General features: G+C 70.3%; 10 protein-coding genes and 2 pseudogenes. 10 read left to right on the top strand and 2 right to left on the bottom strand.

Features of this window, described 5'->3' with window-relative positions; translation table 11 throughout:
• Window positions 1-46: 46 nt before the first annotated feature.
• A complete protein-coding gene (locus AC0699_RS34875) occupies window positions 47-1,504 on the top strand; it encodes an extracellular catalytic domain type 1 short-chain-length polyhydroxyalkanoate depolymerase (RefSeq protein WP_478668605.1) in 1,458 nt (485 codons plus the stop codon).
• Between the two features lie 95 nt (window positions 1,505-1,599).
• Here AC0699_RS34875 and AC0699_RS34870 read toward each other — a convergent pair.
• A pseudogene (locus tag AC0699_RS34870) lies at window positions 1,600-1,713 on the bottom strand (SpoIIE family protein phosphatase); the annotation flags it as partial.
• Between the two features lie 328 nt (window positions 1,714-2,041).
• On the opposite strand from AC0699_RS34870, the gene AC0699_RS34865 reads away from it, so the two are divergent.
• Entirely contained in the window at window positions 2,042-3,121 is a 1,080-nt protein-coding gene (locus tag AC0699_RS34865; RefSeq protein WP_478668603.1) for a mechanosensitive ion channel family protein, read from the top strand.
• Window positions 3,122-3,188: 67 nt separating this feature from the next.
• Here the strand turns inward: AC0699_RS34865 and AC0699_RS34860 are convergent.
• Window positions 3,189-3,396 (bottom strand): annotated as a pseudogene (locus AC0699_RS34860) (4-oxalocrotonate tautomerase family protein).
• Between the two features lie 120 nt (window positions 3,397-3,516).
• Between AC0699_RS34860 and AC0699_RS34855 the strand changes: the two are divergent.
• From AC0699_RS34855 to AC0699_RS34820, 8 genes are all read left to right on the top strand, one after another.
• Window positions 3,517-4,221, top strand: a complete 705-nt coding sequence (locus tag AC0699_RS34855; RefSeq protein ID WP_478668600.1) for a TetR/AcrR family transcriptional regulator — start codon at window positions 3,517-3,519, stop codon at window positions 4,219-4,221.
• 641 nt (window positions 4,222-4,862) lie between these two features.
• Window positions 4,863-6,086, top strand: coding sequence for an ATP-grasp domain-containing protein (locus AC0699_RS34850; protein WP_478668597.1), 1,224 nt, complete (start codon window positions 4,863-4,865; stop codon window positions 6,084-6,086).
• 16 nt (window positions 6,087-6,102) lie between these two features.
• Window positions 6,103-7,332 (top strand): lysine N(6)-hydroxylase/L-ornithine N(5)-oxygenase family protein, encoded by a 1,230-nt coding sequence (locus AC0699_RS34845; protein ID WP_478668593.1) that lies wholly within the window; start codon window positions 6,103-6,105, stop codon window positions 7,330-7,332.
• Complete coding sequence (locus tag AC0699_RS34840; RefSeq protein ID WP_478668590.1) at window positions 7,329-7,697, top strand: cupin domain-containing protein; 369 nt, start codon at window positions 7,329-7,331, stop codon at window positions 7,695-7,697. Before AC0699_RS34845 ends, AC0699_RS34840 begins: the two co-directional genes overlap by 4 nt.
• Complete coding sequence (locus tag AC0699_RS34835) at window positions 7,690-8,790, top strand: NAD(P)/FAD-dependent oxidoreductase (RefSeq protein WP_478668586.1); 1,101 nt, start codon at window positions 7,690-7,692, stop codon at window positions 8,788-8,790. Before AC0699_RS34840 ends, AC0699_RS34835 begins: the two co-directional genes overlap by 8 nt.
• Entirely contained in the window at window positions 8,790-10,424 is a 1,635-nt protein-coding gene (locus AC0699_RS34830) for a class I tRNA ligase family protein (RefSeq protein ID WP_478668583.1), read from the top strand. Before AC0699_RS34835 ends, AC0699_RS34830 begins: the two co-directional genes overlap by 1 nt.
• Entirely contained in the window at window positions 10,421-11,692 is a 1,272-nt protein-coding gene (locus AC0699_RS34825) for an ATP-grasp domain-containing protein (RefSeq protein ID WP_478668580.1), read from the top strand. The genes AC0699_RS34830 and AC0699_RS34825 overlap by 4 nt, the downstream gene beginning before the upstream one ends.
• Window positions 11,685-12,983 (top strand): MFS transporter, encoded by a 1,299-nt coding sequence (locus AC0699_RS34820; RefSeq protein WP_478668576.1) that lies wholly within the window; start codon window positions 11,685-11,687, stop codon window positions 12,981-12,983. Before AC0699_RS34825 ends, AC0699_RS34820 begins: the two co-directional genes overlap by 8 nt.
• Window positions 12,984-13,043 lie beyond the last annotated feature (60 nt).

Genomic DNA, 13,043 nt, shown 5'->3' with positions numbered 1-13,043 from the left:
CGCGAGCCCCCCACATCCACCCAGCAGCAATCACCGAGGTGGCACGATGAATCCCCGCTTCTCACGCGCTCAGCGCCCGCCACGAAGCTCCGCCGCAGCGCTCGTGCTGTCCCTGATCGCCCTCGTCCTGGGGCTGTTCCCCGCTCCGGCGCGAGCCGCGAGCCTGACCGAGGTCACCGGGTTCGGGTCCAATCCAGGCAATCTGCAGATGTTCCGCTACGTCCCCGGCGGGCTGCCGGCCGGCCGCCCCCTCGTGGTGGCCCTGCATGGCTGCACCCAGTCCGCGGCCGCCTTCGACAACGAGACCGGCTGGACCAAGTGGGCCGACACCTGGGGCTTCGCTCTGCTCCTGCCGCAGCAGAAGTCCGCCAACAACGCCAACTCCTGCTTCAACTGGTTCCAGTCGGCCGACTTCTCGCGCGGCCAGGGCGAGGCGCTGTCCATCAGGCAGATGACCGACAGAATGGCCTCCGACCACGGCATCGACGTCTCACGGGTGTACGTCACCGGCCTGTCCGCCGGCGGGGCCATGACCTCGGTCATGGCCGCCTCCTACCCGGACGTCTTCGCGGGGGCGGCGGTCGTCGCGGGTATCCCATTCGACTGTGCCCGTAACGTCACCGCCGCGTTCAGCTGCATGAGTCCCGGCTCCGACCTCGGCGCACGGCAGTGGGGCGACAAGGTCCGCGCCGCCTACCCGTCGTACGGGGGCCCGTATCCCACGATGTCGGTCTGGCACGGTTCCAGCGACAGCACGGTGGCACCGATGAACATGACCGAGATCGTCGAGCAGTGGACCGATGTGCACGGCACCGACGCGGTCGCGGACCTCGGCGACACCGTCCAGGGCCATCCGCACAAGGTGTACCGGAGCGGCGCCGGCGAGGCCGTGGTCGAGTCGTACTCCATCACGGGCATGGGCCACGGCCAGCCGGTCGACCCGGGCAGCGGGGCCACGCAGTGCGGCACCGCCGGCGCGTACGTACTGGACGCGAACATCTGCGCCTCGTACTGGATCGGGCAGTCCTGGGGCCTCGGTGCGTCCGACGGCGGTGGCACCCTGCCCGCGCCGTCCGGGCTCACCGTCACCGCCACCACCGACTCCTCGGTGACCCTGTCCTGGAACGCGGTGGACGGCGCGGTCTCGTACCGCGTCCACCGGGGCGGGACCCCGGCCGGCACGCCGTCCTCGGCCTCCTTCACCGACACGGGGCTCTCCCCCGGCACGGCCTACGGCTACACCGTCGCCGCCGTGGACGGCTCGGGAGACGTCGGCGCGTACTCCGCCCCCGTGCAGGCGACCACCGCCGGATCCGCCCACCAGTGCTTCACCGACAACAACTACAACCAGGTGGCCGCCGGCCGGGCCCACCAGACCATGGGCACCGTCTACGCCAACGGCTCCAACCAGAACATGGGCCTGTACAACGTCTTCACGACGCACACCCTTGAGGAGACCGCCCCCGGACACTTCGTGATCGCCGATTCCGGCTGCCCCTCGTGACCCGGTGGCGGCTTCACCGTCACCCGGGGAAGCCGCCACCGCAGCACGCAGCACGCAGCACGCAGCACGCAGCGCCGGCCGAGGGTGCGTCAGAGGCTGACGCTCAGCGCGCTGCGGAGCATGCCCATGACGGTGGCGGCCGCCAGGCCATGGCCCACCACATCGCCGACAGCCACCGCCGAGCTGCCGTCGGGCAGGTCGACGACATCGCCGCCCGGCCGGTCACCGGCCGTCCGACGGAACCGGGTCACCGGCCGTCCGGTGGGCACCGGGTCGCCCGTCATCGGGTGGGAAGTTCACTGAGCCCCTGTCACATCGCTGCCGTTCCAGTGCTGCGCGGAGGTGGGCCCACCTGCAGCGGTGCCCGCAGCGTGCGGCAGGATGACAGCTCGCGCCGAGTGGACTCCGTACGTACCGACGCGACCGCACAACCGCACTCCCAGAATGCACAGGTAACAAGGTGACGACACATCACGTCCGGCTCACAGCGGCAGCCACCGCCGCCCGCGCTCTTCACCGTGCGGCGGGAGGGGATCGGTGAACCGGGACCTCACACTGCATGACGCGTTCGTCGCCGGAATCGCGATGGCCGCAGGCATCGCGGCCGCCCTGCTGCTGCGCGTGATCCTGAAATGGCTCGGCGAGCGGGCCGGTCGAACCCGTTGGAACGGCGACGACATCATCGTCGACGCCCTGCGGGCACTGGTCCCCTGGGCCGCGATCACCGGCGGTGCGGCGGTCGCGGCGTCGGTGCTGCCGCTCAACGCCAGGGTCGGACGCAACGTCACCATGACGCTCACCGCCGTGCTCATCATGGCCGCGACCCTCACGGCCGCGAGGATCGTCGCCGGTCTGGTGCAGGCCCTCGCGCAGTCCAAGTCCGGTGTCGCCGGGTCGGCCACCATCTTCGTGAACATCACGCGCGTCGTGGTGCTGGCCATGGGCTTCCTCGTGGTCCTGGAGACCCTGGGCGTCTCCATCGCACCGCTGCTCACCGCGCTGGGCGTGGGTGGCCTGGCGGTGGCGCTCGCCTTGCAGGACACCCTGGCCAACCTGTTCGCGGGTGTGCACATCCTCGCTTCCAGAACGGTGCAGCCCGGTCACTACATCAGGCTGAGCAGCGGCGAGGAGGGCTATGTCGTCGACATCAACTGGCGCAACACGGTGGTGCGCACGCTCTCCGAGAACCTGGTGATCATCCCCAACACCAAGCTGTCCGGCACCAACATGACCAACTACCACCGGCCGGAGCAGCAGATGACGCTCAACGTCCAGGTGGGCGTCGGCTACGACAGTGACCTGGACCATGTCGAGCGCGTCACCGCCGAGGTCGTGGAGAGCGTGATGGCCGACATCGCCGGTGCCGTGCCCGACCATGAACCGATCATTCGTTTCCACACGTTCGGCGACTCCAGGATCGGTTTGACGGTGATCCTGGGGGTCGGCGAGTTCAGTGACCAGTACCGGATCAAGCACGAGTTCATCAAGCGACTGCACCGGCGCTACCGTGCCGAGGGCATCAGCATTCCCGCTCCGACGCGGACGATCGCCATGCAACAGGGAGAGTTGCCGATTCCCCACCAGCGCTCCGCACCGGCGCCCACGCACCTCCCGTAGCGCCTGCGCCCTCGCCCTCGGCCGTAGCACCTGCTGAAGGTCCGTGCTGAGCCGGTCCTGGACCGACTCAGCTCCGGCCGAGCATCTCCGCGGTGAGGATGTTGCCGCCGAGCCCCCAGCCGCCGTCGGGAACCTCGTCGACGAGGACCAGGGTGGTGGCGCGGGCCCGCTCGCCGTACACGCTCGCATAGGCGTCGGTGACGGCGTCGATGAGCTTCTTCTTGGATTCGGGGGTGAGGGTGGTCGGCGGGCACCTTCAGATTGGCGAACGGCATGGTGATTCCCTTTCTCTTTCCCTGACTTATCGTCGATTCGCGTTCATCGTATCGACGTTACGAGACGACGGTAACACGGCTGGCGTATCGCCGCTATCGCTTCGCCGTATCATCGATCCCATGGCAGAGACCGACACGCTTCACGCGGCGATGATCGCGGCCGCGGAACAGCAGCTGGCGACGTCCTCCGACCACGACATCGCCACCCGGGCGGTGTGCGAGGCGGTCGGCGTGACCCAGCCCGTGCTCTACCGCCTGTTCGGCGACAAGCGCGGCCTCCTCGACGCCGTCGCCGACCACGGCTACGAGCGCTACGCCGCGCTCAAGGCCACGCAGGAGCAGACCGGCGACCCGGTGGCGGACCTCCGTGCGGGCTGGGACGGCCACATGACCTTCGCGAAGGAGAGCCCGGCGCTCTACCAGCTGATGTTCGCCCCTCGGCCGTGGTCCCACTCGAAGGCCAGGGAGCGCGTGTTCGACCTGCTCGTCGCCGCACTCGTACGCTGCGCGGCCACGGGCGCGCTGACCATCGAGCCGAGGACCGCCGCTCAGCTGATCCTGTCCGCCAACGTCGGCGTCGCGCTCAACCACATCGCCACACCGGCGCTCTTCGACGACCCCACGCTGTCCCATCGCATGCGCGATGCCGTGTTCTCACACGTGCTCTCCGAGACGACCGCACACGGAGAAACGGACCCTCTGCACACCGCCGCACTGCGCCTGCGCGCACAGCTCGCCCTCGTCGGCACCCAGGCCCTCGAACCGGCCGAGACCGCCCTGCTCGACCGTTGGCTCGAGCGCATCACTCAGACCGACCGTGCGTGACGCGGCCACCACCGGACACCGGCGTCCGCGGCCCCGGCGACGCGGTGGGCCGGGCGGCTTCCTGCCGCCGATGCAACGGGGTCTGTTGCGTCAGGGACACACGCGGTCAGACGGTGACGGACAGCCGAGCCGACCCGTCGCATGAGCCTTCACCGCGGAGCCATCAGCCGCGTCAGGGCCGCGTCCACCAGCGCGCAGGCATAGTCGGCGTCGAGCAGGCCCGCGCCGCGGCGGAACAGAAACCTACCGCCTCCACCCCGTCCCCGGCCGGCCCTCGTAACCTCCTCCGTCCGCCTACGACGTCACCGTCTGCCACGAGTCATTCGGCCGGCGAAAGGGCGGAGCCGTTGCCCGCAAGGGCAACCACTCAGCCAGAATCATCCTGAGACCCGACCGGATTCCGGAAGTTATGCGGCTCACATGCCAAGCAGCAGATGTTCTTCCCGTCAGCCATTGACCATGATCAAGCTCCCCGGATAAAAAGATCAAGGCGAGTCACGCAAGCGACCCCACGTCCGCCCCGCCGGAGAACAACCCGGTTCCCCGGGCCTGCACAGCCCACAAGGCCGGCCCGACACACCTCTGACCCGAGAGATTTCGCCTTGTCACGCATAGCTCCTGTTCACCCTGCGCGCATCGTCGTGGTCGAACCCGCCTCTTCCGGAGGCGCCACCCTGATCGGGGTCGCGGCCGAAATGGGACTGCGGGTCGTCGTGGCTTCCGCCGACTCCGGCGACCGCCGGCTCTCCGACACCGTGCGCGCCGCGGCCGAGGAGGTGCTGACCGTGGAAACCAACGATCAGGCGGCGCTGGAAGCCGCGGTCCTCCGGATGCATCGCCAGGAGCCCTTCGAGGCGGTCCTCGCCGGGTCCGACATCTATGTCTCGGCGACCGCTCGTGTCGCCGCCGTGCTCGGCCTGCCCGGCCTGCCCGTGCAAACAGTCGACCGCGTCCGGGACAAGAGCGTCATGCGGGCCGCGGTGGCCGAATCGGGCCTGCGCACACCGCGCTTCGCCCAGGCCACCTCCGAGGAGGAGCTGCGCGCCGCGGCCGCACACGTCGGTTTCCCCTGTGTGATGAAGCCGGTTGCCTGCTCCGGCAGCATCCATGTGAGCCGGGCCGACGACATGGACCAACTCGCCGCAGCCTTCCACCGCCTGGTCACCGACCCCGTTCCGGACATGGGCCAGCTGCACGAACAGCGTGTGCTGGTCGAGGAGTACGTCACGGGCCCCGAGTTCAGCGCCGACGGTTACGTCCTGGACAGTGGCGAGGTGACCCTGGTCGCTCTCACCCGAACCCTCCTCGGCCCCGAGCCCGACTTCGTGGAGATGGGCCACCTGACCCCGGCCCAGGTCGATGCCGGCACCCTGGAGGCCGTCGAGGCGTACGTCGGGGACGTCGTCCGCGCCGTACGCCTGACCAGCGGCCCGTTCCACTGCGAGCTGCGACTGACCACCGAGGGTCCGGTCCTCATCGAGATCGGCGCGCGCCTGCCCGGCGACCGGATCGTGGAGCTGCTGCGGCTCGTCACCGGTGTCAGCCTCCCCAAGGTGGCGATCGCCACCGCCCTCGGACTGGACCTCGACGGGGCCGGGGCATTCGCCGATCCGCAGGCGAAGAGCGCCGGCATCCGTTTCTTCTCCGCCGAAGGCCGCTCCTCATACCAGGAGCTGACGGGCTGGCAGGACATGGCGTCGTCGCCCGAGGTGACGGAGACCTCCTTGTACTTCGCGCCCGGCGAGCTCATCCCCGGCGTCCAGGACTGCCGCTCGCGCCTCGGCCATGCCCTGTTCACCGCGGACTCGCCCCAGGGCGCGCTCGACCGCTGGCAGGAGCTCGGCGACGCCGTCGTCGCCGTCTGACCCTCGGACTCGTACCATGAGCGATCACATACTCGACTACGCCGCCGTCGGCGTCGGGCCCGCGAACATGAGCCTGGCCGCCCTCGCGCACCGGATCGACGGGCTGCAAGGCGTTTGTCTGGAACGCCGGGAGAGCTTTTCCTGGCACCCCGGCCTGCTGCTTCCCGAGGCCACCCTTCAGGTCTCGCTGCTCAAGGACCTGGTGACCCTCGTCGACCCCACCAGCCCCTTCTCCTTCCTGTCATTTCTGTCCACCAACGGTCGCCTCTACCGGTTCCTCGCGGCGGACTTCCCGGCCGTCCTGCGCACGGAGTTCAACCAGTACCTCCAGTGGGTCGCCGGGCAGCTGCCGAATCTGACCTTCGGCGCCGACGTGCGGAGCGTGGACTTCCACGACGGGGCGTTCCATGTGCGCACGGACGAACGCGAGGTGACTGCACGTCACCTCGTGCTCGGCACCGGCCTCACCCCCAGCGTCCCCGAGCCGTTCCGCCCCTTCCTCGGGCCGACGGTCTTCCATTCCGGAGAGTTCCTGCTGCGCGCGCCCGACGTTGCCGGTCGCCGCGTCGTCGTGGTGGGCGGCGGTCAGAGCGGGGCGGAGATCGTCCGCCACCTCGCCACCACCGGCTCCGCGCACAGCATCACCTGGGCCAGCAGGCGCTCGTCCTTCCTGCCCATGGACGACTCGCCGTTCGCCAACGACCTCTACAGCCCCGAATACGTCCGCCACTTCCACGGGTTGCCCGCGGACCGCAAGGCCCAGCTGCTCGAGCGTCAGAAGTACACCAGCGACGGCATCGACCTCCAAGTCCTCCAGGACATCTACCGGTTGAGCTACCGCGACGAGTTCATCGAGCACAACCCCGGCAGACTGAGCTTCCTGCCGGACTGCACGGTGACCGCACTCGAAGGCGGCCCCGACGGGTGGAAGCTGTTCACCGACGTCTCGGGCCTCGACGCCCCCGCCGCACTCGCCGCGGACATCGTCATCCTGTGTACGGGCTACGCCTATGAGCTGCCCGGGTTCATGGCGTCCCTCGCCCCCCGGCTGGAGCGCACCGACGGGCTCCTCGTGGTCCGTCACGACTTCTCCCTGGCGTGGAACGGGCCGTCGGAGAACCGGATCTACCTCCAGAACGGCGCGCGGCACGCCTGGGGAGTCGCCGATCCCAACCTGAGCCTGCTCGCGTGGCGCAGTGCGGTGATCCTCAACAGCATTCTCGGTGAGACGAGGTACTCGGTATGACGGGGAATCAGCAGCAGACCGTGGCGTACCGGGCCCTGCTGCCCTTTCTGCCCACCGAGGTCGAGCCGGACGGAGTCACGGTCGCCGAGGCAGACTTCGAACGCTCGTGCTTCTCGTCGGTGCCGTTCAAGATGGCCCGCTTCACGGTGCCGCCCGGCGGAACCAGCTCCCCCGACCAGCACGCGGTGAGGGAGATCTGGGTGGTCCACGCCGGGTCCGGCACCCTGGTCGTCGACGGGGAGCGGTCGTCCGTCGGCCCCGGCTCGGTGGTCGGCTTTCCCTCGCAGGCGGTCCACGAGGTGTTCGCCGACCAGGGCGAGGAACTGGTCATCTTCTCCTTCTGGTGGTCTGCACCCGATGCCTGACCCGATCACCGCGACCGGCGCGTTTCCCCACTACGACCTGGCCGTCGTCGGCACCGGCGTGGTGGGCGCCCTGACCGCCTACTACGCCGTGCGGCGGAAGCCCGGCCTGCGCGTCCTCGTCCTCTCCCACGACGCACGCGGGACAGGGGCCACCCGGCTGTCGGCCGGTTTCGACACGCCCACCGGGCACAGTGCCGCACAGCGCGCCCTGGCCGCGCGCAGTACCGCGCTGTTCGCCGAGCTCGCCGCCGAACTGCCCGACGTACAGCGCGAACCGGTCGACGCCTACTGGCTGGTGGGCCGCGACAACACAGCGGCTCTCGACGAGAGCATGGCCGACGGCGGGCGGACCTCCGCAGTGGACCGGGACCGGCGGCAGATGCTCACCGAGACGTTCCCGGGGCTCGCCCACGGCGACGACGAGGTGCTGCTGGCTTCCGCCCCCATGACCGCGGGCCGTCCGCAGCCGCTGACGGACCAGCTCCTCGACCGGGTGCTGAGCCGCCCCGGCAGCGCCCTCCTGGAGGGCTTCCGGGTCACGGCCGTGCGCCGCGCGGGCAGGCACATCGAGCTGGTCGCCGCCGACGGCAGCCGGGTCACAACGGACAAGGCGGTCGTCGCTCCCGGGCCGTGGGCGCTCGACAGCCCCGTGGCGGAGGCGGCCCGCGACCGGGGCGCCCGGGTGAAGAAGGTGGTGGCGTTCCACATCATGTCGCCGCCCCCGCCACACGCGCCGGCGCTGGTCTTCGAGGACGCGGACGCCTTCATACTGCCCCACCGCCCGGGCGGCCACTGGATCTTCAGTGTCACCTCGCCCGACTGGGACCGCGGCCCGGACGAGCCGCTGGTCATCGATGCCCGTGACCGGTCGCTCGCTCGTGCGCTGCTCGAACGGTACGTACCGGGATTCCTGCCGTACCTGTTGGGCGGGCGGGTCTTCAGCGACTGCTTCACTCCCGGCCACGTGCCCGTCGTGGACACGGTCGGTGACGACGACGTGGTGATGGCGATCGGCGGATCGGGTTCCGGCTACCGACTCGCTCCGGCCATGGCCGAGGACACACTGGATCTGCTCTACGGGAGTACGCGGTAATGAGCCTGCTGCTGACGGGGGACGCGCACGTCCCGAAGCACTACCTCCTCGTGCCGCCCGAGGCCACGCCGAACGGGCCGCTGCACCTGGGGCACATCGGCGGCCCCTTCCTGTGGTCCGACATGATCGCGCGGCATCTGCGCGTCCGCGGCGACTTGCCGCTCGTGATCACCGGTAGCGATGTGTACGAGTCGTACGTCACGCTCAAGGCGCACGCCGAGAGGTCGACACCCGGTGAGGTCGCGGCCCGCTACGGCCGGCGCATCCAGGACGACCTGGCCGCCCTGCGCATCGGCGTCGACGCCTTCATCAGCCCCGACCAGGAGCCGTGGCGCGACCTGTTCGAGGACGAGGTGGTCAGGTCGATCGAGCGCCTCAAGGCCCGGGGCGCGGTGCTGCACCGGACCGAGCGCGTGCCCTACTGCGACGCGTCGGGCCGCTGGGTGGTGGGCGGCTGGCTGCTCGGCCGCTGCCCCGAGTGCGGTGCGGGGATCGCCAGTTACTTCTGCGAGGAGTGCAGCGCGCACTTCCTGCCCGAGTCGGTCGTCGACCCGCGTCCTCTCCTCGACGAAGGCCCGCTGACCTGGCGGGAGATATCCAGCCTCTTCCTTCGGGTACCGGAACGCGACGTACTCGACGCCACCCTCGCCGGCCTGGGGACGGCCGACCGCTACCGGCAGACCGTGGCGCGGTTCCTGGAGCGGGACGGTCTGACGGTCCGGCTCAGCGCCCCGCAGGAGTGGGGGGTGCCGCTGCCCGCACCCGACGCGGACGTACCGCACGCCCTGTTCCCGTACGCCGGGATCTTCATGTTCGCCCGGCTCGCCGGCGCCGTCCACGGCCGGCTGTCCGGCACCGGCGTGAACGCCTTCGACCCGGACTCCGGCGTCACCACGATCACCACCCTGGGCATCGACAACGTCATCCCCACCCTTGTCTCCATCGTCGGCACCAGCCTGCTGCACGGCGACATGAAGCCCTACGACCGGTGCCTCATCAACCACTTCTACCAACTGGCCGGCCGCAAGTTCTCCACCAGCGCCCGCCATGCCATCTGGGCCGCGGACATTGCGGCATCGCCCGCGATCAGCGCCGACGCGGTGCGGTACTTCCTCGCCCATGCCGATCTGGAGTCCGGACCGGCGAGTTTCGAGACGGCTGACTTCCTCACGACGGCCAACGCGACGCTCGCCGACGACCTCGGCAAGCGGATCGAAGGCGCGTGGACCCGCCTCCCCGACGGACCTCCCCACGCTCCGGCACCGGCCGTGGCCGAACTCCTGGAGTCCCTGCTCGCCGATCAGTCGGCGGCCCTGGACGCCACCCGCGTCGACACTCGGCGTGCGGTCGCAGCCCTGGACCACTGGTGGTCCGGTAAATCGGCGACCCACTCGGCCGACGACGGCGCCTACTGGTGGCTCAAGGGCCTGTCCCTGCTCGCGTTCCCGGTGATGCCGGACCTAGCCGAGCAGATCTGGCAGGGCCTCGGTGGCGACGGCGAGCCCCGAGCGGCCGCCTTCCTCGCCCCGACACCGGCCCACCGGTACCTGGCCGCCCCCGCCTTCAGCCGGGTCGAGGCCGCCGACCTCGACGCCTGCCTGCCGAACTCGATGCGACCGGGGGCGGGCGCATGACCGTCGGCACCACACCGCTGTACGTCGTACTCAACCGCTCCGGCGACGAGTTCGGCGAGTACCACCGATTCCTCGACGGCGCGCCGTGCCGGATGGTGTACCTCACCACGCCCGGTGGCCTTCCCGCGCTCGACAAGGACGGCGCCACCGAGATCCGGGTGCTCGACAGCCTCGCCCACGACGACGTCCTGCCCGCCGTACGCGAGATCGCGGACCGGCACGGCGCACCCGACGCCGTCTTCGGGCAGTCCGAGTACGACATCCTCACGGCCGCACGGCTCTCGGCGGCCCTCGGTGTTCCCGGCGGCTACGGCCTGGACCTGGTCAGGCGGTTCAAGGACAAGCCCGCCATGAAGCAAGCAGTGGGCGACGCCGGACTGCGTGTGCCGAGGTTCTGCCGACTGGACGACGGCTCGCGGGCCGAGGAGGTGGCCGAGGCAGTCGGCGGACTGCCCCTGGTCCTCAAACCACGGGCCTCGGCCGGCTCCGAGGGCGTCACCGTGGTCAGGAGCACGGAGGAACTGGAGCTGGCGCTCGGCGGCGTCGACCCCGCCGCGTACGAATGCGAGGAGTACGTCGAGGGCGACATCTTCCACGTCGACGGCGTTTACCGCTCCGGCGCCTTCCACTTCGTCACCGCCTCCCAGTACGTCAACACCTGCCTGGACTACGCGCACGGTCGCCCTCTCGGGTCGGTGCTGCTCGACGAAGGGCCCGAGCGGGCCGATCTCACCGGGTTCGCCGGAAGGTGCCTCCGAGCGCTCGGGCTGCGCGACGGCGCCTTCCACCTGGAAGTGATCCGGCGCCCGGGCGGCGAGCTGGTGTTCCTGGAGGTCGGACTGCGTCCGGGCGGCGCCCAGGTACCGTTCCTCCATGTCGACCTCTACGGCATCGACCTGTTCGCCGAGGCGTTCCGGGCCGCGATCGGCCTGCCCCCGCTGTGGCGGGAGACCGGTGCGACCGCACCCGGCGGAGGGTGGCTCATCTACCCGACGCCGGGGCATCTGCCCAGCCGGGTCACGCACCGCAGCTCGGTCCGGGACGTCGTCCCCGAGGTCTACCACGAGGACCTGCCGTCCGTCGGGCAGGTGATGACCGGCCCCGGCAGTTACGACGACGGCTCTGGAATCTTCAGGTTCCGGGGGAAGACCGCCGCCGGCGTCCGGCGGGCCGTGCACACGGTGATGGACCGCTACGGCCTGCGAACCGAGCCCCTGGACGACCAACGCCAGGCCGCCGCCGTACCGCCCGAGCAGCGGCATGGCTGACCCGCGAGGACCGGGTCCCGCGCTGCGCGCCTGGTTCCGGGAGACCCTCCCCGCCGCGGGAAACGCGCGCCGGCTCGGCGTGCTCACGCTCATCCAGTCCCTGGGGCTCGGGGTTTTCCTCACTTCCAGCGCGGTGTTCTTCACCCGTACCATCGGCATTTCCGCCCAACGGGTGGGTCTCGCCCTGTCCGTCGCCGGTCTGTGTGGCCTGGTCTGCACCGTACCGATCGGCAGGCTCGCCGACCGGCTCGGCGCGGGCCGGGTGCTGACGGCCAACTTCCTGCTCGCCTCGGCCGGCTTCACCGCGTACTGCATGGTGGACCACTTCGCCGGATTCCTGGCCGTCGCCTGTGTCATCGCCGTATTGGAGACCTCCGCGGGTGCGCTCCAGGCGTCGCTCACCGACGCGCTGGTGGGCGAGAAGGAGCGCGTCAGGGTCAGCGCGCAGATGCGCAGCCTGTTCAACCTGGGCTTTCTGGGCGGCGCCGCGCTGGCCGGGGCCGCCATCGCGGCCGACACCTCGACCGCGCTGTACGCCACCGTCCTCACCAACGCAGGGCTCCAACTGGTGTCCGTCGCTGTGCTGTCGGGGATGCGGATCGGAAGCGGAGACTCGGCCCGACAGGACGTCACAGTGGAGAGGACGGACAGCAGGCAGAGCGCGGGTGTGCTGCGCAGCTCCGCTCTGCGGGACGCGCGCTATGTGGGAATCGCCCTGGTGTGCGGGGCGCTGGAGCTCTACCACCCGCTGCTGACCGTCGGGCTGCCGCTGTGGATCGTGACCAGTACCGACGCACCCGCCCTCACTGTGTCGGGCCTGCTGATCCTCGACACCGTCATGGTGCTGCTGTTCCAGGTCAGGGTCAGCAGGGGCGCACAAACCCCCGCCGGAGCAGCACGTATGCTGCGCTGGGCGGGCTGGGCGCTGGGAGCGTCCTGCCTGGTCTTCGCGCTGAGCGCGGGACACGGCAGGCTTCTCGACAGCGCGGCTCTGCTGGGCGGCGCGCTGGTCCTCGTACTGGGTGAGCTGTACCAGGCGTCGGCGTCGTGGGGGCTGTCCTTCGGACTCGCCCCACCCGACCGGCAGGGCGAGTACCAGGCCGTCTTCTCCCTGGGGCGCGGGCTCCAGCAGTTCGCCGGGCCGTGGCTGATGACCTCACTGATCGTCGGCGCCGCGGTGACGGGCTGGGTGTTCCTGGCGGCGCTGTTCGTTCTGCTCGGGCTGGCCGGTCCGCCCTTGGTACGCGGGGTGGAGAAGGCCCGCGCCCGAACGGAACCAGTCCCGTCCTGAACCGGGTCCGGGGCAGCTCCCGGACCGCATCCTCCATACCGCACGACCCGCATCCTCCAT

The sequence above is a fragment of the Streptomyces sp. NPDC043870 genome (assembly GCF_056435785.1).
Note: the sequence above shows the minus strand (reverse complement) of the source record. Positions and strands in the feature narration are given on the sequence as shown.